We start from the raw sequence: 21,461 nt of genomic DNA on the forward strand, positions 1-21,461 counted from the left end.
AATCAGTGGGGAAGAAGAAAACTCCTACTGATTGAAGTTTCATTTTATATGAAGAAATAAATCATAAAATAATTAGCACTTCTTTGCATAATGGATTACAATAGAAGTGTGAAGAAAATGAGAAATTCTACGAAAATGTATTAAAAAGAAAGCGTAAACATGTTATGATATCAGTATCAGATGTCTGACATCTGACTTAGAAAAAACTAGAAATGTTTTTGAATCGTTTCAAAGTAAACGAAATAGGTTAGAAAATTATTTAAAGAAGTACTGTTTGACAATGAGAACCAAAGATAATTCTTATGGAGAACAGTTTCACTTTATAGCGTTTTGAACATACTACAAGAAGTAGAACTGAACTTATAGGAGGTCGCAGTTATGAATAAATATAAACGTATATTCCTAGTCGTAATGGACTCTGTTGGAATCGGTGAAGCACCAGATGCTGAACAATTTGGTGATTTAGGATCTGATACAATTGGTCACATTGCTGAACATATGAATGGGTTACAAATGCCTAACATGGTGAAATTAGGTCTTGGTAACATTCGTGAAATGAAAGGTATCTCTAAAGTAGAAAAACCACTTGGATATTATACAAAAATGCAAGAAAAATCTACTGGTAAAGATACAATGACAGGACACTGGGAAATCATGGGTCTTTACATTGATACACCATTCCAAGTGTTCCCTGAAGGATTCCCGAAAGAATTACTTGATGAATTAGAAGAAAAAACAGGTCGTAAAATCATCGGTAATAAACCAGCTTCTGGAACTGAGATTCTTGATGAGCTTGGTCAAGAACAAATGGAAACAGGCTCTTTAATCGTTTACACTTCTGCTGATAGCGTATTACAAATCGCAGCACACGAAGAAGTAGTGCCGCTTGATGAATTATATAAAATTTGTAAAATTGCACGTGAATTAACGTTAGATGAGAAGTACATGGTAGGTCGCGTTATTGCTCGTCCATTCGTTGGTGAGCCTGGAAACTTTACACGTACACCAAACCGTCATGATTATGCATTAAAACCATTCGGCCGTACGGTAATGAATGAATTAAAAGATAGTGACTACGATGTTATTGCTATCGGTAAAATCTCTGACATCTATGATGGTGAAGGGGTAACTGAATCACTTCGTACGAAGTCTAATATGGATGGAATGGATAAGCTTGTAGATACATTAAATATGGACTTTACAGGTCTTAGCTTCTTGAACTTAGTTGACTTTGATGCATTATTTGGACACCGTCGTGATCCACAAGGATACGGAGAAGCTCTACAAGAGTACGATGCTCGTCTTCCAGAAGTATTCGAAAAACTAAAAGAAGATGATTTATTATTAATTACAGCAGACCATGGTAATGATCCAGTTCACCACGGTACTGATCATACACGTGAATATGTACCGTTATTAGCATATAGCCCAAGCATGAAAGATGGCGGACAAGAATTATCACTTCGCCAAACATTTGCTGATATTGGTGCAACGGTAGCAGAAAACTTCGGTGTGAAAATGCCAGAATACGGAACAAGCTTCTTAAACGAGCTAAAGAAATAGGGGGATAAACAAATGAATCGTGAACTTATTACAAAATCAGCTTCATACTTAAAAGAGAAATTTCAAGAAACACCACAAGTAGGACTAATCCTTGGATCTGGACTAGGTGTACTAGCAGAAGAAATCGAGAACGCAGTAACAGTACCTTACAGTGAAATCCCTGAATTCCCAGTATCAACTGTAGAAGGTCATGCAGGTCAACTAGTATTCGGTACACTTCAAGGTGTAACAGTAGTAGCAATGCAAGGGCGTTTCCACTTCTATGAAGGATACGACATGCAAAAAGTAACATTCCCAGTTCGTGTTATGAAAGAACTAGGTGTAGAAACGGTTGTTGTAACAAATGCAGCTGGTGGTGTAAATACATCATTCGAACCAGGCGACCTTATGTTAATTTCAGACCACATTAACTTCATGGGTACAAATCCATTAATCGGACCAAATGATTCTGAAATGGGTGTACGTTTCCCTGATATGTCTACATCATACACAGTAGAGCTTCGCGAAATGGCGAAACAAGTTGCAGCAGACTTAAATATTAAAGTACAAGAAGGTGTATACGTTGGAATGACAGGTCCTGTATATGAAACACCTGCTGAAATTCGTATGCTTCGTACACTTGGCGGAGATGCAGTTGGTATGTCAACAGTACCTGAAGTAATTGTAGCGCGTCATGCTGGTATGAAAGTACTTGGTATTTCTTGTATTTCAAATATGGCAGCTGGTATTTTAGATCAGCCACTTCACCATGATGAAGTAATTGAAACGACAGAACGTGTTAAAGCTAACTTCTTAGCATTAGTAAAAGCAATCGTAAAACAAATGAAGGGGTGACCTCACAATGAGAATGGTGGACCTAATTGCAAAAAAACGTGACGGACATGCATTAACGACAGAAGAAATTAACTTTATTGTTGAAGGATATACGAATGGTGATATTCCTGATTATCAAGTAAGTTCACTTGCAATGGCAATTTTCTTCCAAGATATGAACGATCAAGAACGTGCTGATTTAACGATGGCAATGGTAAACAGCGGTGATACAATCGACTTATCAGCTATTGAAGGAGTAAAAGTAGATAAGCACTCAACAGGTGGCGTTGGTGATACAACAACACTTGTATTAGGTCCATTAGTAGCCGCTTTAGGTGTACCTGTTGCAAAAATGTCTGGACGTGGTCTAGGACATACTGGTGGTACAATCGATAAATTAGAAGCAGTTCCAGGATTCCATGTTGAAATCGAAAATGATGAATTTATGCGTCTTGTGAATGAAAACAAAATCGCAGTTATTGGTCAAAGTGGAAACTTAACACCTGCGGATAAAAAATTGTATGCACTTCGTGATGTAACAGCAACAGTAAACTCAATTCCGCTTATTGCAAGCTCGATTATGAGTAAAAAAATTGCTGCTGGTGCAGATGCAATTGTTCTTGATGTAAAAACTGGAGCAGGTGCATTTATGAAAACAGATGAGGATGCAAAACGTTTAGCAGAAGCAATGGTGCGCATTGGTAATAACGTTGGTCGTAATACGATGGCTGTTATTTCTGATATGAGTCAACCACTTGGTGAGGCTATTGGTAACGCACTTGAAGTGCAAGAAGCAATTGATACGTTACAAGGTAAAGGACCAAAAGATTTAGAAGAGTTATGTTTAACACTTGGAAGTCAAATGGTATACCTTGCTGGACAAGCTTCATCTTTAGAAGATGCACGTGAAAAATTAATTGAAGTCATGAACAACGGTAAAGCGCTAGAATCATTTAAAACGTTCTTATCAGCGCAAGGCGGCGATGCATCTGTTGTTGATGATCCTTCTAAATTACCACAAGCACAGTTTAAAATTGAAGTAGAAGCGAAGGAAGACGGTTATGTATCAGAAATCGTTGCAGATGAAATCGGAACAGCAGCAATGCTTTTAGGAGCAGGACGTGCGACGAAGGAATCTGAAATTGATTTAGCTGTTGGCTTAATGCTTCGCAAAAAAGTAGGGGACAGCGTGAAAAAAGGTGAATCCCTTGTTACCATTTACGCAAACCGTGAAAATGTGGAAGATGTAAAAGCAAAAATTTATGAGAACATGAAGATTGCTAACGAACATGTAGATGCACCAACATTAGTGCACGGCATCGTTACTGAATAATAAAGAAAGGCCAGGGAGTATTTCTCCTTGGCTTTTTTTACTATTTTTTGTTTATAATAATAATGGGTGAAATTATGATTAGAATTTGTGCAATAACAAAAACAGATGAAGTATTATATGATGTTTCGCTAGAAGAAACAACGAAAGACCATATTGTATGGTATTGGCTAGATTTATATAAGCCAACGAAAGAAGAGTATACATACATTTTGCAAGATCATTTTAAGTTCCATCCCCTTGCAATTGAAGACTGTATAGAATATGTACAGAGGCCAAAAGTTGATTTTTATGATGGATATAACTTTTTAGTTCTTCATGCATTTGGTGAGGATGGATTAGAACCGCACGAGATTGATTTATTTATTAGTGATCGTTTCATTGTCTCTTTCCACTTTTCTCATAACAATGCAATCGAAAGAGTATGGAAAACACTTGGAGAAAAGAAGCGTATTAAAAATAGTCCTTTACACGTAGCGCATACAATTATCGACCAAATTGTAGATGACTATTTTGCGCCTGTATATTACATTGAGGATCATTTAAATGCAATTGATGATAATTTAACGGGTGAGACAGCAGGAAGTGTGCTAGAAGAAGTATTTGATATACGTGCAGATTTATCGAAGCTAAGGCGCACAATCATTCCGATGCGTGATTTATTGTATCGTATTTTAAATTCGACTCGTTTTTACGGTATAAGTGATCATGAGATTTACTTTAAAGATATACATGACCATTTGCTGAAACTAACAGAAATGATTGAGGCAAGCCGGGAGTTAACGGCAGATATTCGAGATAGCTATTTTTCATTAAACTCACATCATATGAATAACATTATGAAAACATTAACTGTATTCTCGACTATTTTCATGCCATTAACATTTATAGCGGGAGTATACGGAATGAACTTTACGCATATGCCAGAGCTTGGTGGACAATATAGTTATTTTATTTGTCTACTTCTAATGGCGCTAATTGGCGGTGGCATGATGGCTTGGTTTTATAAAAAAGGATGGTTTAAGTAAAAAAACACCGAGGAAAATTCCTCGGTGTTTTTTACTTAACCAATAGCATGTAATACGAACATGGCTAAGAATAAGCATGTAACGATATACATAGACGGTGCGACTTCTTTACGCTTTCCAAGAGCAATTTTTAAGATAGGATAAGCAATAAATCCGAACGCAATGCCATCAGCGATACTATATGTGAGCGGAATCATGACGATAATTAAGAACGCTGGAAATCCTTCTGAAAAATCGTTCAGAGGAATTTGTTGAATGCTTGTAATCATCAGGCCGCCAATAATAATTAAGATTGGTGCAATGGCACTATCAGGAATTAGTTTGACAAACGGAAGTGCAAACAGTGACGCGAAGAATAACAACCCTGTAACGATAGACGTCAGACCTGTCTTTCCGCCTGCAGTAATACCTGCGGCACTCTCTACTGTTGATACGGTAGGGCTTGTGCCAAATAGACCACATGTCATTGCTGAAATTGCATTGGCTTGGTAAGCACGTGGGAATTTACGGTCATCTTCTAATAAACCGTGCAGAAGTCCCATGTTCTCAAAAATAAGCACCATGCTTAAGGAGAATGTTGCAATCCAAAACGGTAAGGAAGAAAGTTTGCCAAATGACATAGCACCAAACACATCGCCGTAATTAGCAAATGAGAATGAACTATTTCCGATTTGACTTGTATCAACAAGACCAAATAGCCATGCAATACCAGTTCCTATTGCAATCGTCCATAAAAAGTTTCCACGTACGTTACGAATAAATAATACAAGTGCAACGATAAGAGTAAGTAGTGTCGCAAGAACGACAGGGTTACTTAATTTTCCCATTGCAACAGCAGTATTTGGATTCGAAACGACTAAACCACCTTTTTGCAATCCGATAAATGCTAAAAATAATCCGATGCCGACAGTAATAGCTTCCTTTAATGACTTTGGAATCGATACTGAAAGCACGCGAGCGATTGGTGTAAACGCAGCAATTGCAAAAATAATACCAGAGATGAAGACAGCTGCTAATGCTTCCTGCCAAGTTAATCCAAGCGTATGCACAGCAGTGTACGTGAAGAATGCATTTACACCCATACCAGGGACAAGAATAGCAGGTGCATTTGCCCAAAATGCCATGAGCAGACATCCGACAAATGAACTGAAAACAGTTGCTAAAATTCCAGCCTCAAGAGGAATGCCAGCATCGGATAAAATGGATGCATTTACAATCATAATATATACGATCGTGAAAAATGACGTAACTCCAGCTAAAACTTCTTGTTTTGGTGATGTTTCGTGTAAACCTAATTTAAATGTTCTTTCAAGTATTCCTTTCATGTTAAACCTTCTTTTTCATATCCCTCTCCCACCCGTGATATCTCTTTCGTAAGAGCTCACCGTCCTTTATTATATCAGAACATCATGTTTTTACAACAAGGAAAATGATAACGTTTACTTATAAATAAGATTATTTATAAATACGTAAAAATCGCTCGTATTGTTGAAATGATTTCTAATTCTCCCGATTGAATGGGAGGAGCTGCTTGTGCATGTAAAGTAGCAAAGGACGCAACTTCTCGTGGTAATTGAGCAGATTCTTCAACGAATGAGAGTGGAACAGGATTAATGTTTAAATTGTATGTACTCGCAATAGCACGAGCTTTTTCTACCGCTTGTTGCAGAGCTTGAATGAGAGCTTGCTCATAATATTTATTTGGGTGAGATATCCGAAACCGTAAGCCTTTTGCTAAATTTGCTCCATTTGAAACGGCTATATCATATACTTCCCCTGCTTTTTGTACATTTAAAACGGTAATTTCATACAAATGTTCCACACGATATCCTTGTAGTAATGCTTTATCATTTACATATTCGTACTGGGGCGTAATCGTATAAGAAATGGTTTCTATATTTTTTTCGGCAATCCCTAGCTGTTTCAGTGCATCTAATAATTGTTTAGACTGCACTGCATTCTCTTCTTGTGCCTGTTTTACATTTTTATGATCTGTACGAATACCGATCGTTAATATAACAACATTTGGTTTTGCTTTTACAATGCCTTCACCTTGCACCGTAATGGTAGCTTCTTTACCAGTATTAGTTGTACGTACGTTGTGTAAATAAGGATTCATTCCACCTTGCATGTTCCATCACCATCCTTATTTATATGTATATGTGTGAACAAAAAAGAAATTTATATGAAAAAAGTTACATAAATGAGAATGTTGAGGGAAGAAAGCATATACAACATAGGTATTTATAGATTATAATATGTGTAAATATGATAAAAAAGGGACGAGGCTAGTGAACGAAAAAAGAGAAACACTGATTTTAGAGTTATCCGGATCATTTCGAAAGATGATACGTTTATTACAAAATGATATTAATACACGTTTTGCAGAACATATGCCATATAATGAATTTTCTGTATTACGCGCTTTATTTTTAAACAGTCCACAGATGGCTTCGCAAATTGCGAGTGAAGTAAACGTAACCTCCAGTCATATTACAGCTGTTACTGATCGTCTCGTACGAAAAGGGTTTGTAGAAAGAAAGCGTTCAAATTCAGACCGTCGTATCGTGTACTTAGAAATTACAGAACACGGAAGAGAAGTAACTGAAAAACTTGAAGCTGTGCGTAAAGAATATTATAAAGAGAGATTTAAAGGTTGGAGCGACCAAGAAATCGAAATGGTATTAGAGCTATTTGGCCGCGTATTATAATAAATGAGGATAGGAAGCGAAAGCTTTCCTATCCTTTTTCTTTTGAATAAAAACATTTTGAAACTCCAATACTTTAATTAAAAAGAATCGGAGTGAAAATTTATGAAACGTATTTGTACGCTTTTCATTATGATTGGGAGTTTTTTCTGCTTTAATCAATTCGCGGATGCCGCTACGCCCCTTCAAGTCGTTCAAAAAGAATTACAACATATTTCAAATAAGCAACCTGTTTTATATTCAAAACTATGGATTCGCTCAATGCAGAATGCTATTTTATTTCATCATAGTGATAACATTCGGCATGAAGATACGATTAGTAATGTAACAAAGTCTTCTCTTGTAAAAGTAAAACAACTGCCACTTCAAAAAGCATCGCAGTACATCCCGAGATTATCACAATATATTTCTAAATTTGAGGCTGAGAATGTGCAAGTGTATTATGTTGCAGCGCGTTATGAAGTGAAAAAAGAAAATCCGTATCAGTTAAATGGCATGAATTATTTTATGCAAGTGTTTATTCAACAAGGGGGAGAATGGAGAATTGCTGAGAGCATTGTTGCTCCAACAGATCAAATCGTTGCAAATGGAGACGGGTTTGGAACAAAGCAAGAAAAAGAGTATGGGAAAAGAAGAGAGAATGTGAAATAACCTCCTCATGAGGAGGAGGTTATTTTATTTGAAATTCCAAGAGACTTTCCATTTTAATATTTTAGGTAGGAAGAAATACGTAATGAAACAAGTCACCAAAAATCCGATGTAAAAGCTAGGCAATGACTGCGCACGACTCAGCATTAAACCTCCAACCATTCCACCAAAGAAAATTGCACAACCCATAACTATTTTTTGTAGCTTTGGATATAATAAGTAGTTACCATTTCGCTCATTGACTGAACGAGCATATAAATATATACCGAGTGGTAATAAAACAATGATATGTGCGATAGGTGCAATCAATGTTTTTGCCGGCGGAATCTTTGTAAAGTTTGGTTCGTTATGACGTACTCCATTTTGATCGGTATAAGCGCTTTGTGGATCATAATTAAAGTTAATAGTAAAATCTTCTGCTGGACCAGAAATACGTATGTTTTCCATAACATCATGTATACGGCCATTCTTCTCATGAAAGTCGACATTCGAGTGAACAGCGATGACTCCTGATATAAGTGGTGGAAGTAATAACGGGAAGATGAATATAACGGCAGTGAGAAATCCTTGCGAGATAATATTCCCAGTTATTGTTCCTACGCATAATGCGAGTGTATAAATAGCGATTAATACAATTAACATATATATATAGTAACTATGAAACGGGGAAAATACTTGATATTTATTATGAAAAGTCAACCTTTTCATAATAGCAAATAGCCCCCAGTTTAAAATGACAACAGCGGCAATATTACAGATTCCAAACAACCACTTTGTTATATAAAGGTGTGAACGCTTAAAGGGCATAGACCATAACAAATCGCTAGAGTTGTTTTGTCTTTCCCATCCAATTAATGTACAAGCTAGAATGATCAGTACGCTACCTAACAGCATGACAGGATCTAGAAGTGTTAAATCAAAGTGATAATGATATACATAGTTCCATTTTTTATTGTCACTTAGAAAGTGTTGCTGTTGAATAGAAGTCATATAGTATTTATATGACAAAGTATAGAAGCTGACGAGCCAAAATAACCATACAACATATTTACTTTGTTGATATGTTCTTAGCCACAGTGCTTTTTGAAACATAGGATCTCTCCTTTAAAAAACTTTATAATTTGTTAGGCGTGATAATACAACATAAGTAATGATTCCAGCGAGAAACAAACTGATATAGTAGTTAGGTAAGAAATAAAATTGATTTATTTTATAGCCACCTAGTAATGCAAAGTAAATGGTTGTCCCCCATATCCATATTTTTAAATGTTTTTGGAAAATAAATATCTTTTGACTATTTTCATTTGGTGACCGCATATATAAATATGTCCCAAGTAGTAAATAAAATATTGTATAGAAAATAGGGACTAACATTGATTTGGTTGAATAATATTTATGAGATACTGGATTTCTTAAAGTAGTTGGATCGTTGTCCTGCTTTCGGTATTCTGGATCATAGTTATAATCAATAGAAAAGCGATATATTGGTGCAACTATATTTGTTTTTTGATTGATTTCATAAAGTTGTTCATATAGCTTATAATTTTTAGGATCGGTAGCTTCTAAATGATTTATCGTAAAAGTGTAAACTAGTGGAATAAATGTAAGTCCCATTAGTAGCCACGGAATACAAAAAACAACCTGGGAAACAATGCTTCCAGTAAAAGTACCGATGCATAGTGCAGCTGTATATACTGCAACATAAGAAACAATTGCATAAAGAAAGTATCGATGAAACGGACTAAATGATTGATAATCAAAATGAATAGTTGTTCTATAAATAACATACATAAGAATCCAATTTACAAGTAATGAGCTCACAATACAAAAGGAACCGAAAGCCCATTTCGATAAGAAAACATCTTTTCTTTTAAACGGCATCGTCATAAGTAGTGTATTAGATTGGTTGCTACGTTCCCACCCTATCAATAAGCAGGCTAAAGCAATGATAAGAAGAGTTAACCAAAAACTATTACCTTCTCCTGAAGAAAAGGTATAAAAATAATAATACTGTTTCCCTTTTTCTTGTAATTCGTAATATTTATCGAGTTCCATCTGAGCACTTCTATAGTATCCTAAAGATAAAAGATAAAGCGAACTAAAGAAGAATAGTAACACAGCATATTTCCCGCGTTTCCAATTCCACATCCACAACGCCTTATGAAACATACCCATCCTCCTCCAGTGTCGTAACGAAGACATCTTCAAGTGACATTGTTAATTCTTCAATGAGTATAGGCTGTTCTTTATAAAACTTCTCCAGTGTTGTAGCCACATTTCCCTCAATTAAGATTGTAAATACTTTTCCTGTTTGATTTAATATTTTAATATTGCTTAAGTTTTCTAGTTTTTGAGGTAATGACCGTTCATAAGCTACTTGTATTTTTGCAAATCGTGATTTTGCATCGTCTAGTGATGTAATAGACGAGATATTATGGCCTTTTAATATAATGATTGTATCTGCGATTTGTTCCACCTCATCTAAATGGTGAGTTGAGATGAAAATGGTAATCTCTTTATCTGCAACTTCTCCAACGAGAAATTGGAGGATTTGCCGTTTCACGATAGGATCAAGTCCGTTTGTCGGTTCATCTAAAATGATATATTCTGCTTTTGTAGAAACGGCTAAAATGATGGCAAGTAGTGCTTTCATTCCTTTTGAATAGCTACGAATCCGTTTGTTTGGTAAGTTAAAACGTTCTAACAGTTCATAGAAATATGCTTCATCAAATGCGGTATAAACTTCTTTATAAAACTTTACAATTTCTTTTATCGTATATCCGTTCAATATGTTAGTAGAATCCGGAACATATACGATTTTTTGTTTTATTTCAGGACACTGATGAATGTTTGTATCTTCATATGTAATAGTCCCTGCATCAGGGTCTAAAATGCCGACCATCGTTCGTAATAAAGTTGTTTTCCCCGCACCGTTTCTTCCGAGTAATCCGATAATACTTCCTCTTTGTAATGTGAAAGAAACATCATCTAAAATCGTTTGATTATCAATTGTTTTCTTCAAGTTCGTCACTTTCAGCATCCGCATTTCCTCCAATCTCTTTGTAGTATGAATCTATCCAATCATGAATTTTATCTTTCGTAACACCAAGATAAGAGGCTTCTAATAGTAATTGATGAAATTGCTTTTCAACCATAGCGATTTTCCTTTCGTCTAATGATGGGGTAATCGATTGGGATACAAATGTTCCTTTTCCTCGTAATGTTTCAATAATCCCTTGTCGCTCTAATTCTTGATACGCTTTACTCACTGTATTTGGATTTATAACGAGTAAAGAAGCGAGTTCGCGTACAGAAGGAAGTTTATCACTTGGAGCTAACATGTTTTTCAATACGAGTTCTTTTATATTTTGAACAATTTGTTCCCATATCGGAGTGTTGCTTCTTGGATCAAGTTGAATATGCAAGAGCAATGTCTCCTTTCTGATATGTATTAAGTGTACTACTGTGTATAATACACTTAATACAATATAGGCGATGAATATATTTGTCAACTGAAACTTTTAGAAAAATATGGTATTAAAAAATAATAAATTGGAAAAAATAGGTTTGATATAGAATGGAGGGTTAGTCATGAAGCGAGTTTTTGGAATACTTGTTTGTTTCATGTTATTGCTTTCTGGTACTTCAGTTAGTTTCGCACAATCTGAGAAGACGAAGCAGGAGAAAACAGAAGAAACAGCGCCGAAGTTAGCGGAACAAGCGTCGTCAGCAATTGTAATTGAACAAGATACAGGTAAAGTTTTGTTTGATAAAAATCCAAATGAGAAGTTACCACCTGCTAGTATGACGAAGATTATGACAATGCTATTAATTATGGAACAAGTTGAAAAAGGAAAACTAAAACTGACCGATAAAGTTAGAGCAAGTGAGCATGCAGCTTCAATGGGTGGATCACAAATCTTTTTAGAGCCTGGAGAAGAGATGACGGTAAATGAAATGCTAAAGGGTATTGCAATTGCATCTGGAAATGATGCGTCTGTTGCAGTAGCAGAGCATATCGCTGGTTCAGAAGAAGGTTTTGTAAATATGATGAACAAAAAAGCGAAAGACTTAGGACTGAAAAATACGCATTTTCAAAACCCAACAGGTCTTCCGGCTAAAGACCATTATTCTACAGCGAATGATATGGCTATAATGGCGAAAGAATTAATGAAGTACCCACTTATTCGCAAATACACAGGTAAATACGAAGATTATTTACGTGAAGATACGGATAAAAAGTTTTGGCTCGTTAATACGAATAAGTTAGTCCGTTTTTATCCTGGAGTAGATGGTGTGAAAACAGGGTTTACGACTGAAGCGAAATATTGTTTAACAGCATCGGCTGAAAAAAATGGGATGCGTGTTATTTCAGTTGTTATGGGAGCACCTACATCGAAAGAACGGAACAATCAAGTGACGAAGCTTCTTGACTACGCATTTGGTCAATATATGACAAAGAAATTGTATACACGAGGCGAAAAAATTAAGACTGTACAAGTAGGAAAAGGGAAAAAAGAAAAAGTAGATTTAGTTGCGTCAGACAATGTGTCTCTTCTTATGAAGAAAGGCGAAAATATGGACAAAGTAAAGCAAGAAGTAATTGCTGAAAAGAAAGTGAAAGCGCCGATTAAAAAAGGTGACGCACTTGGTACACTTGTTATTAAAAAAGATAAAGATGTTTTATTAAAACAAACAATTGTAGCAAAAGAAGATGTTGCTGCAGCGAGCTGGTGGGAGTTATTTAAAAGAAGTTTTGGGATGTTTTCAACATCAAAATAGCGGCAAATATTTTGCCGCTTTTCTATTCGTATGAAAGTAAATAATTGCTGAATGGTTTCACTTTATGACGAAATAGTTCTTCTTTTGTCAGTAGGAAGGATTCTTATGTTGTATCACGAAAATCTTTATGTATGTAAATGAGTACAGTTTGAGCATAAGGAGGAAATCGTGTGAGTCTTTCCATGCAATTAGAAGTAAAACGTGACGTCCTATGTGTGAGACTAGCGGGTGAATTAGATCATCATACTGCTGAAGAGTTGCGAACGAAAGTAACAGATATGATTGAGACACATGGTGTTCATCATATTGTTTTGAGCCTAGAGAACTTATCGTTTATGGATAGTTCTGGTTTAGGTGTTATATTAGGCCGATATAAGCATGTAAAGGGATTAGGGGGAGAAATGGTTGTTTGTGCAATTTCACCGCCTGTTAAACGTTTATTTGAAATGTCGGGCTTATTTAAAATTGTTCGCTTAGAAGAAAGTGAAGCGCATGCGCTCGCGACGTTGGGGGTGGCATAAATGAGAAATGAAATGAACCTTCAATTTTCGGCATTAAGTCAAAATGAATCGTTTGCTCGCGTTACAGTAGCTGCTTTCATTGCGCAACTAGACCCAACAATGGAGGAACTTACGGAGATTAAAACAGTTGTGTCAGAAGCAGTTACGAATGCAATTATTCATGGGTACGAAGGAAATGCAGAAGGTGTTGTTTATATTTCTGTAATTTTGGAAGAAGCAATGGTGAAACTCACGATTCGAGATGAAGGGATTGGCATCTTTGATTTAGATGAAGCAAGACAACCCCTTTTTACAACTAAACCTGAATTAGAGCGTTCCGGAATGGGATTTACTATCATGGAAAATTTTATGGATGAAGTAGAAGTTATTTCAAACGAATCTTTCGGGACAACAATCCATTTGACAAAATACTTATCAAATAGTAACGCTCTATGCAATTAAGGAGAATAGCCTATGGACATAGAGGTCAAAAATGAGAAGAAGAAACCTCAGTTAAAGGACCACGAGCTAAAAGCGTTAATTCAACAAAGTCAAGATGGAGATCAACAAGCGAGAGATACAATCGTTCAAAGTAATATGCGTCTCGTATGGTCGGTTGTGCAGCGTTTTCTTAATCGAGGATACGAACCAGACGATTTATTTCAAATTGGATGTATTGGACTCTTAAAATCGGTAGATAAATTTGATTTATCTTTCGACGTGAAATTTTCAACATATGCAGTTCCAATGATTATTGGCGAAATACAGCGATTTTTACGTGATGATGGATCAGTGAAAGTAAGTAGATCTTTAAAAGAAACAGGAAATAAAATACGAAAGATGAGAGACGAACTTTCGAAAGAATTTGGAAGAGCCCCAACGATTAATGAAGTAGCCGAAGCGTTAGAACTGACGCCAGAAGAAGTGGTTCTGGCGCAAGAAGCGAGTCGTGCTCCTTCATCCATACATGAAACGGTGTATGAAAACGACGGGGATCCAATCACTATTTTAGATCAAATTGCTGATCAATCTGAAACGAAATGGTTTGATAAAATTGCTTTAAAAGAAGCAATTAGAGAATTAGATGATCGAGAACGTTTAATTGTGTATTTACGCTACTATAAAGACCAAACTCAATCAGAAGTAGCGGAACGAATAGGCATTTCGCAAGTACAAGTTTCAAGACTTGAAAAGAAAATATTAAAGCAGATGAAAGATCGAATAGATGAATAGCTATCTATTCGATCTTTTTTATGAATTTAATAGGAAGGGACTATAAACTTTCTTAAAAATTAACAGAATTTATTGATAATTTAGTAAATTTAAAATATAATCCAAGTATGAACTTGTCACAAAGGGGGAAGGAAATATGGAAACGAGGCAACAATGGGGAACGAGGGCTGGATTTATTTTCGCAGCGGTCGGATCTGCCGTTGGATTAGGAAACATATGGCGTTTTCCTTATACAGCGTATGAAAATGGGGGAGGCGCATTCTTTTTACCGTACTTATTCGCATTATTAACGACTGGTATTTCATTATTAGCGTTTGAATTTGCTCTTGGGCATCGTCACCGTGGTTCCGCGCCACTTACGTTCTTCCGTATTAGTCCACGTGCTGAATTTATCGGATGGTGGCAAATGTGCGTAACGTTTATCGTTTCAACATATTATGCAGTAATTATTGCTTGGTCTATTTCTTATACGTACTTTGCGATTACTGGAGCATGGGGGAAAGATACGCAATCATTTTTATTTAAAGAGTATTTACATGTTGCAGATAAGCCTGGACAGTTTGGAGGGCTCGTACCGGAAGTATTAATTCCATTAGCTCTCGTTTGGATTATTGTGCTTGGTGTAGCATTTAAAGGAGTAAAAAAAGGAATCGAGGTTGTTAACCGTATTTTTATTCCTTTACTAGTTGTTATGTTCTTTATTATCGTAGTTCGTGCAGTGACGATGGAAGGTGCGATGCAAGGATTAGATGCATTCTTTAAACCAGATTGGAGTCGTATTTTTGATGGAAAGGTATGGCTTGCTGCTTATGGTCAAATTTTCTTTAGCTTATCTTTAGCATTTGGAATTATGATTACGTATTCTAGTTATTTACCGAAAAACTCAGATACAACAAATAATGCCTTTATTACTGGGTTTGCAAACTCAGGATTTGAATTATTAGCAGGGATTGGGGTCTTTGCAGCTCTTGGATTTATGGCAAACAATATGGGAGTACCGGTTGATAAAGTAGCAAGTGCTGGTGTAGGGCTTGCGTTCGTAGTATTCCCGCAAATTATTAATGAATTACCGATGTCACCGTTATTTGGCGTATTATTTTTCTTATCATTAACGGTTGCTGGAATTACATCCCTCATTTCGCTTGCGGAAGTATGTTTCGCTGCCGTATCTGAAAAGTTCAGCTTAAGCCGCCAAAAAACAATTGGAATTATGGGGACGCTTCTTGTACTAGTTTCTCTTGTTTTTGCAACACGTGGCGGGCTTATGTTCCTAGATGTTGTGGATTATTTCGCTAACAACTTCGGATTAATTTCAATTGCATTAGTAGAAGTAGTTACGATAGGGCTCATTTTACGCCGTTTACCAGTTTATCAAAATCACGCAAACTTCGTATCTGATATCAAGTTAGGAACGTTTTGGAGAGTGAGTTTACTGGTTATTACTCCGCTTATGTTAGGTTACATGTTAATTGATGGTACAATCCAAAATATTAAAAAGAACTATGGAGATTATCCAACGGAGTTCGTCGTAACATATGGTTGGTCAATTGCAGCGGCATTCCTTATCGTTGCACTAATCATTAGTCTAAAGAAATGGAATGCACAAATACATTCAGATTCTGCTAAGCTTGAAAAAGAATGGAAAGATCGGGGTGTTTCATAATGAGCGGATCAGCGATTATGATGATGGTTATTGGTATGGTAGTCATTTGGGGAGGACTCGCATTAAGTATTGCAAATTTATTTAAGAAAAAGGCATAAACTAAAAAACATCTGTACCGAAACGGTACAGATGTTTTTTTTATGAAAAAATTGTATTAGAAAAAAATTCAATAACCATACTACAACTACGAGGAAGAGTGAAGAGGTGAATGGAAATTGGACCAAACAATTTATATTAAAATGCGTAATCGATTAAAAGTTTCTCCTACGTATGAAGTGAAACTGAGTGATGTTGCTCAACTTGCCGGAGATACTGTGGTAGTTGAGTCGCTACAGGATGAGGTAGTTTACAAAATAACAGCGCATGATAAGACGCATGTTGTAATTGATGTTATGAAAATAATTGAGATTATAAGGCAAAAAGCGGCTCATATACAAATTAATTTACTCGGTTCTGGACAAACTCTTGTTGAAATTATATATGAAAAAAAGAAAGTACATCCGATTTTCTTCGGGCTTGTATGGTTGTTACTTTTCATTGGAGCCGCCCTTGCAATCATTTATTTCCATGAAGATGTAAGTATGCAACAAGTACACCAGCGGTTATATTACATGATTACGGGAGAGTTTAAGGCACAACCACTTCTATTTCAAATTCCTTATTCAGTAGGTCTTGGATTAGGAATGGTCTTATTTTTTAATCATGTATTTCAAAAGCGAATTAATGAAGAGCCAAGTCCGTTAGAAGTGGAGATGTTCCAATACCAGCAGTCACTTGACCAATATGTAATTGTTCATGAAAACAAGGATAATATGAAACAACTTGCCGATGATTGAGTCTGGGCTTGTTATTTTAATTGGTTTGGCGGGAGGTATTGCAGTAGGTAGCGGATATGTCGCATTTTTAGCTGTACTAGGTATAATCCCCCGTCTAGCCCAATTAACGAGAAGTGGAAAGCACATTCAATATTTTGAGTGGGCAGTTATTGCAGGTACGTTAACAGGAGCTTGGTGTAGTTTGAAAAACATTACATTTCAAACGTCGCAATATTGGCTTGTTATATTAGGAATATTTTGTGGTACATTCATTGGAATGCTTGCAGCCGCATTAACAGAAGTGTTAAACGTTTTACCTATTTTAGCGAAACGAGTAGGGGTAGAAGGGAAAATCGTTGTTTTACTCGTTGCTCTTGTACTTGGCAAGGTAATAGGCTCATTGTTTCACTGGATTTATTTCGTAAAGTAGGAGGCAATATATAAATGACAGGGAGAAAACTAAAGGATGATTACGTAAATAAAGTGAAGGAGTACCATCCAAAACCAAACTATTTCATAAATTGTGTCAAGGCATTTCTTGTAGGTGGACTCATTTGTACAATCGGAGAAGTATTGATGAAATTTTATATACATTATTTTCATTTCAGTGAACAAGAGTCAGGAAATCCGACAGTTGCAACGCTTGTATTATTATCGGCGATTTTAACAGGTTGTGGTGTATATGATAAAATCGGTCAATTTGCTGGAGCTGGATCGGCCGTACCTGTTACTGGATTTGCGAATTCTATGGCGAGTGCTGCGCTAGAACATAAGAGTGAAGGGATTGTGCTTGGTATTGCTACAAATATGTTTAAGTTGGCGGGAAGTGTTATCGTTTTTGGGGTCGTTGGTGCATACGTTATTGGGTTAATAAGATATACTTTTAACATTTTTATGTCTTAAAGGAGGGGCTAGTATGAGGTTGACCGGAAAACAAACGTGGGTATTTCAAAATGATATTTATGTGAATGCAACCGGTACTGCTGTCGGTCCAAAAGAAGCTGAAGGCCCTCTCGGAAAGGATTTTGATATTTCATACGATGATTTACATTGCGGAGAGGAAAACTGGGAACTTGCTGAACGAAGATTAATGTCAGATTCAATTCAACAAGTCGTGCAAAAAGGAAACGTAAAAACATCACAAATTGATTTCTTTTTAGCGGGTGATTTATTAAATCAAACAGTGACAGCAAATTATGTTGCGCGTAAGTGGGGGATTCCCTTTTTAGGGATGTTTAGCGCTTGTGCAACTTCGATGGAGACTTTAGCTGTTGGATCAGCCTTTATAGATGGTGGATTCGCAAATCGTGTTTTAGCGACGGTAAGTAGTCATAATGCAACGGCTGAAAGACAGTTTCGTTATCCAACAGAGTATGGGGGACAAAAACCAGGAACAGCAAATTCCACTGTTACAGGTGCGGGATCCATATTAATTAGTAAAGAAAAAAGTGCCATTAAAATTACGGCGGCTACGATTGGAAAAGTGCAAGATTTAGGGATTGCGAATCCTTTAGATATGGGATCGGCGATGGCACCGGCTGCTGCTCATACAATTCAACAACATTTTGAAGATTTGAAGAGAAGTGCAGCAGATTATGATTTGATTGTTACCGGTGATTTATCAGCTATTGGGACACCAATCGCAAAACAACTGTTACTGGAAGAGGGGTATGATATTGGGCATATATATAATGATTGCGGATTAATGATCTATGATTCTGGTCAAGAAGAAGTATTTGCAGGTGGTAGTGGCTGTGCTTGTTCGGCTGTTGTCACATATGGTCATTTATTAAGCGAGATGCAAAAAGGGAATTTACAACGAATTTTTGTCGTTGCTACTGGTGCGTTATTAAGTCCGATGATGATGCAGCAGAAAGAAACCATTCCAACAATTGCACATGGTGTCGTATTTGAGAGAGTGAAGGGAGAGTGAATTGTGGATTTTATATATGCATTTCTTGTAGGAGGCGCTATTTGTGTAATTGGACAGGTATTGTTAGATTTCGCAAAGTTAACACCAGCCCATTTAATGGCTACCTTTGTAGTCCTAGGAGCAGTTTTAGATGGCTTCGGATTATACGATAAGCTTATAAAGTTTGCTGGCGCTGGGGCGACAGTTCCTATTACAAGTTTTGGACATTCTCTATTACATGGGGCAATGCATGCGGCAGAAAAACACGGATATATAGGGATTGGTATGGGTATGTTTAGTTTAACGTCTGCAGGCATTTCCGCAGCGATATTATTTTCATTTTTTGTAGCACTTATATGTAAACCGAAAGGATAAATCAAATGAGACGAAGGGTTGTTTTGGTCACAGATGGAGATGAATATGCAAAGCGAACAATTGAGCTTTTAACGAAGGAATTTGGGGGAAGGTGTATTTCAGCATCACAAAGTAATCCAACCAAATTGACAGGGAAGAAAGTTGTTGAGCTTATTATGCAAACGCCATATGACCCTGTATTTGTCATGTTTGATGACAGTGGATTTATTGGAGAAGGATCTGGTGAAAAGGCTTTAAAATATGTAGCCACACATAAACAAATTGATGTACTGGGGATTTTGGCAGTAGCGTCTAATACACATCATTGGGAATGGGCCCGTGTAGATGTAAGTGTAGATCGGAATGGGAATTTAACCGAATACGGTGTTGATAAATTTGGACTTCCAGATGGTGAAATTGGCAGAATTAGCGGAGATACAATTTATTGTTTAGATGATTTGAATGTGCCTGTCATTGTGGGAGTTGGTGATATTGGTAAGATGTGTGGAAACGATGAATGGGAGAGAGGATCACCAATTACTAAAAAAGCAATTCAGTTAATTTTGGAAAGGAGTGGATTTTATGACGAAACCTAAAAAAGTGGATATCCCTATTTCATCTTTTTTAAGTGATAATGAAAATTATTTAAAGCAAACAGTTGGATTAGGGGTTACATACGATGTTGGCATACGTAAATTTCAAATTTTAAATAAAGAAATTGGTGTGTTGTTTGTAAATGGACTTTGTGATACGAATTATATTATCCCTATTTTAGAAGAAGCGGTGGATACAAATGAAATAAGGGATGTAGAAGAAGATACAGTGAAGCTTTTAGAGAATCGTTTAATTCATCAGCAAGTAAGTAAAGTGAAAACGATGGATGAGGTAATGCTTCAAGTATTATCAGGACTCATCGTTATATTTGTTGAAGGGGAAACGGAAGCGTTTGCGATAGATGTTCGTAGTTATCCGGGCCGGACGCCGACAGAACCAGATACAGAAAAGGTAGTACGTGGCGCAAGGGATGGATTTGTTGAAAATATCGTTGTAAATACAGCGTTAATTCGTAGAAGAATACGTGATCCACGTCTTCGAAATGAAATGATTCGAGTAGGAGATAGATCACAAACGGATATTTGTATTACATATGTACAAGATGTTGCAAACCCGGATTTAGTTAAGATTATAAAACAAGAATTAAATAACATTGAAATAGATGGGATTACGATGGCAGATAAAACAGTAGAGGAATTTGTAGTGAAACAAGGTTATAATCCTTTCCCGCTTATTCGATACACAGAAAGACCCGATGTAGCAGCAAATCATCTACTAGAAGGACATGTGTTAGTACTCGTGGACACATCACCAAGTGCTATGATTACACCGACAACATATTTTCATCATTTACAACATGCAGAAGAGTTTAGACAAAATCCAGCTGTAGGTACATTTTTACGCTGGGTACGTTTTTTAGGTGTTATATTTTCGTTGTTCTTATTGCCATTTTGGTTAGTGTTTGTTTTTGATCCGACTCTTTTACCGGAAAGTCTTGCTTTCATTGGACCAAACAAGATGACGCATTTACCAATTTTATTACAAATTTTGATGGCCGAAATCGGACTCGAATTTTTAAGGATGGCTGCCATTCATACACCGACATCATTGTCGTCTGCAGCAGGATTAATTTCTGCCATATTAATTGGTCAAATTGCCATTGATGTAGGTTTGTTTGTGCCAGAAGTAATTTTATACGTAGCAGTCTCTATGATTGGAGCATATGCAACACCGAGTTATGAACTAGGGCTTGGGAATAAAATCGGGAAGCTATTTGTCATTATTTTGACAGGTATATTTCATGAAATGGGATTTGTAGTTGGAATGACGATATTAATTTTATTTTTAACGTCTATAAAAAGTTTACAAACACCGTATTTATGGCCGTTTTTACCATTTGATTGGGGAGCATTAACAAAAATTATACTCCGTCCAACGATGTCTAGTTTAAAAGTACGCCCAAGTATTGTAAAACCTCAAAATGCAAGAAGACAAAAATAAACGGGATTATACACCCGTTTATTTTTTTAGCAAAAATTTAATGTTTTTTAACAAAAA

Annotated in this window: 25 protein-coding genes; 19 read left to right on the forward strand and 6 right to left on the reverse strand. The window is 36.4% G+C overall.

The genetic code is table 11. The features are described from left to right. The first annotated feature begins 378 nt into the window (after window positions 1-378). The 4 genes from deoB to corA all read left to right on the forward strand — a co-directional run bounded on the left by deoB (window position 379) and on the right by corA (window position 4,734). Entirely contained in the window at window positions 379-1,563 is a 1,185-nt protein-coding gene (deoB, locus tag FS742_RS13155) for a phosphopentomutase (RefSeq protein WP_016086424.1), read from the forward strand. 12 nt (window positions 1,564-1,575) lie between these two features. Next, complete coding sequence (locus FS742_RS13160; RefSeq protein WP_016086425.1) at window positions 1,576-2,397, forward strand: purine-nucleoside phosphorylase; 822 nt, start codon at window positions 1,576-1,578, stop codon at window positions 2,395-2,397. Window positions 2,398-2,404: 7 nt separating this feature from the next. Further along, a complete protein-coding gene (locus FS742_RS13165; protein ID WP_001243077.1) occupies window positions 2,405-3,709 on the forward strand; it encodes a pyrimidine-nucleoside phosphorylase in 1,305 nt (434 codons plus the stop codon). A gap of 62 nt (window positions 3,710-3,771) precedes the next feature. Continuing rightward, the gene (corA, locus tag FS742_RS13170) at window positions 3,772-4,734 is read left to right on the forward strand and encodes a magnesium/cobalt transporter CorA (RefSeq protein WP_002008459.1); all 963 of its coding nucleotides are present in this window, start codon (window positions 3,772-3,774) and stop codon (window positions 4,732-4,734) included. A 35-nt stretch (window positions 4,735-4,769) separates the two neighbouring features. Here the strand turns inward: corA and FS742_RS13175 are convergent, their stop codons facing one another. Both FS742_RS13175 and FS742_RS13180 read right to left on the reverse strand, forming a co-directional pair. Next, window positions 4,770-6,059: an NCS2 family permease gene (locus FS742_RS13175; protein ID WP_144612797.1), complete on the reverse strand. Its 1,290-nt coding sequence runs from the start codon at window positions 6,057-6,059 to the stop codon at window positions 4,770-4,772. A 134-nt stretch (window positions 6,060-6,193) separates the two neighbouring features. Next, on the reverse strand, window positions 6,194-6,865 hold the full coding sequence (locus tag FS742_RS13180; protein ID WP_144612799.1) for an SIMPL domain-containing protein: 672 nt from the start codon (window positions 6,863-6,865) through the stop codon (window positions 6,194-6,196). Between the two features lie 160 nt (window positions 6,866-7,025). Here FS742_RS13180 and FS742_RS13185 point away from each other — a divergent pair, with 160 nt between their 5' ends. Both FS742_RS13185 and FS742_RS13190 read left to right on the forward strand, forming a co-directional pair. Then, the gene (locus FS742_RS13185) at window positions 7,026-7,445 is read left to right on the forward strand and encodes a MarR family winged helix-turn-helix transcriptional regulator (RefSeq protein WP_001003313.1); all 420 of its coding nucleotides are present in this window, start codon (window positions 7,026-7,028) and stop codon (window positions 7,443-7,445) included. 102 nt (window positions 7,446-7,547) lie between these two features. Further along, window positions 7,548-8,093: a hypothetical protein gene (locus FS742_RS13190; protein ID WP_098091970.1), complete on the forward strand. Its 546-nt coding sequence runs from the start codon at window positions 7,548-7,550 to the stop codon at window positions 8,091-8,093. Window positions 8,094-8,117: 24 nt separating this feature from the next. Here FS742_RS13190 and FS742_RS13195 read toward each other — a convergent pair whose 3' ends face one another. The 4 genes from FS742_RS13195 to FS742_RS13210 are packed head-to-tail and all read right to left on the reverse strand — an operon-like array spanning window position 8,118 to window position 11,515. Further along, window positions 8,118-9,182 carry an ABC transporter permease gene (locus FS742_RS13195; protein ID WP_144612800.1) on the reverse strand — a complete coding sequence of 355 codons (1,065 nt, stop codon included), beginning with the start codon at window positions 9,180-9,182 and terminating at the stop codon, window positions 8,118-8,120. A 12-nt stretch (window positions 9,183-9,194) separates the two neighbouring features. Next, window positions 9,195-10,259: an ABC transporter permease subunit gene (locus FS742_RS13200; protein ID WP_144612802.1), complete on the reverse strand. Its 1,065-nt coding sequence runs from the start codon at window positions 10,257-10,259 to the stop codon at window positions 9,195-9,197. Next, the gene (locus tag FS742_RS13205; RefSeq protein ID WP_144612804.1) at window positions 10,249-11,130 is read right to left on the reverse strand and encodes an ABC transporter ATP-binding protein; all 882 of its coding nucleotides are present in this window, start codon (window positions 11,128-11,130) and stop codon (window positions 10,249-10,251) included. Before FS742_RS13205 ends, FS742_RS13200 begins: the two co-directional genes overlap by 11 nt. Beyond that, complete coding sequence (locus FS742_RS13210; protein ID WP_144612805.1) at window positions 11,096-11,515, reverse strand: GntR family transcriptional regulator; 420 nt, start codon at window positions 11,513-11,515, stop codon at window positions 11,096-11,098. The genes FS742_RS13205 and FS742_RS13210 overlap by 35 nt, the downstream gene beginning before the upstream one ends. A gap of 166 nt (window positions 11,516-11,681) precedes the next feature. On the opposite strand from FS742_RS13210, the gene dacF reads away from it, so the two are divergent. The 13 genes from dacF (at window position 11,682) to spoVAF (ending at window position 21,404) form a co-directional block, all read left to right on the forward strand. Continuing rightward, complete coding sequence (gene dacF, locus FS742_RS13220) at window positions 11,682-12,872, forward strand: serine-type D-Ala-D-Ala carboxypeptidase DacF (protein ID WP_048562388.1); 1,191 nt, start codon at window positions 11,682-11,684, stop codon at window positions 12,870-12,872. Between the two features lie 170 nt (window positions 12,873-13,042). After that, window positions 13,043-13,393, forward strand: a complete 351-nt coding sequence (gene spoIIAA, locus FS742_RS13225; RefSeq protein ID WP_000059133.1) for an anti-sigma F factor antagonist — start codon at window positions 13,043-13,045, stop codon at window positions 13,391-13,393. After that, window positions 13,394-13,834 (forward strand): anti-sigma F factor, encoded by a 441-nt coding sequence (gene spoIIAB, locus FS742_RS13230; RefSeq protein ID WP_001243399.1) that lies wholly within the window; start codon window positions 13,394-13,396, stop codon window positions 13,832-13,834. Window positions 13,835-13,846: 12 nt separating this feature from the next. Continuing rightward, window positions 13,847-14,605 (forward strand): RNA polymerase sporulation sigma factor SigF, encoded by a 759-nt coding sequence (gene sigF / locus FS742_RS13235; RefSeq protein WP_000350733.1) that lies wholly within the window; start codon window positions 13,847-13,849, stop codon window positions 14,603-14,605. Between the two features lie 136 nt (window positions 14,606-14,741). Further along, window positions 14,742-16,268 carry a sodium-dependent transporter gene (locus FS742_RS13240; protein ID WP_144612807.1) on the forward strand — a complete coding sequence of 509 codons (1,527 nt, stop codon included), beginning with the start codon at window positions 14,742-14,744 and terminating at the stop codon, window positions 16,266-16,268. After that, window positions 16,268-16,366 (forward strand): methionine/alanine import family NSS transporter small subunit, encoded by a 99-nt coding sequence (locus tag FS742_RS13245; RefSeq protein ID WP_000016829.1) that lies wholly within the window; start codon window positions 16,268-16,270, stop codon window positions 16,364-16,366. Before FS742_RS13240 ends, FS742_RS13245 begins: the two co-directional genes overlap by 1 nt. Before the next feature lie 117 nt (window positions 16,367-16,483). Further along, complete coding sequence (spoVAA, locus tag FS742_RS13250) at window positions 16,484-17,104, forward strand: stage V sporulation protein SpoVAA (protein ID WP_000372934.1); 621 nt, start codon at window positions 16,484-16,486, stop codon at window positions 17,102-17,104. Then, window positions 17,097-17,513 carry a stage V sporulation protein SpoVAB gene (spoVAB, locus tag FS742_RS13255; RefSeq protein ID WP_000572948.1) on the forward strand — a complete coding sequence of 139 codons (417 nt, stop codon included), beginning with the start codon at window positions 17,097-17,099 and terminating at the stop codon, window positions 17,511-17,513. The genes spoVAA and spoVAB overlap by 8 nt, the downstream gene beginning before the upstream one ends. 14 nt (window positions 17,514-17,527) lie before the next feature. Next, the gene (spoVAC, locus tag FS742_RS13260; RefSeq protein ID WP_144612809.1) at window positions 17,528-17,986 is read left to right on the forward strand and encodes a stage V sporulation protein AC; all 459 of its coding nucleotides are present in this window, start codon (window positions 17,528-17,530) and stop codon (window positions 17,984-17,986) included. 13 nt (window positions 17,987-17,999) lie between these two features. Then, window positions 18,000-19,016: a stage V sporulation protein AD gene (gene spoVAD, locus FS742_RS13265; RefSeq protein ID WP_144612811.1), complete on the forward strand. Its 1,017-nt coding sequence runs from the start codon at window positions 18,000-18,002 to the stop codon at window positions 19,014-19,016. 3 nt (window positions 19,017-19,019) lie between these two features. Further along, window positions 19,020-19,370 (forward strand): stage V sporulation protein AE, encoded by a 351-nt coding sequence (gene spoVAE / locus FS742_RS13270; RefSeq protein WP_000345910.1) that lies wholly within the window; start codon window positions 19,020-19,022, stop codon window positions 19,368-19,370. A 5-nt stretch (window positions 19,371-19,375) separates the two neighbouring features. After that, the gene (gene spoVAEA, locus FS742_RS13275) at window positions 19,376-19,945 is read left to right on the forward strand and encodes a stage V sporulation protein SpoVABEA (protein ID WP_088361869.1); all 570 of its coding nucleotides are present in this window, start codon (window positions 19,376-19,378) and stop codon (window positions 19,943-19,945) included. After that, window positions 19,932-21,404, forward strand: coding sequence for a spore germination protein SpoVAF (gene spoVAF, locus FS742_RS13280; RefSeq protein WP_144612812.1), 1,473 nt, complete (start codon window positions 19,932-19,934; stop codon window positions 21,402-21,404). Before spoVAEA ends, spoVAF begins: the two co-directional genes overlap by 14 nt. Window positions 21,405-21,461: the final 57 nt, after the last annotated feature.

It is taken from the genome of Bacillus cereus, assembly GCF_007678085.1.
In the GTDB taxonomy this organism is placed as follows: domain Bacteria; phylum Bacillota; class Bacilli; order Bacillales; family Bacillaceae_G; genus Bacillus_A; species Bacillus_A cereus_BE.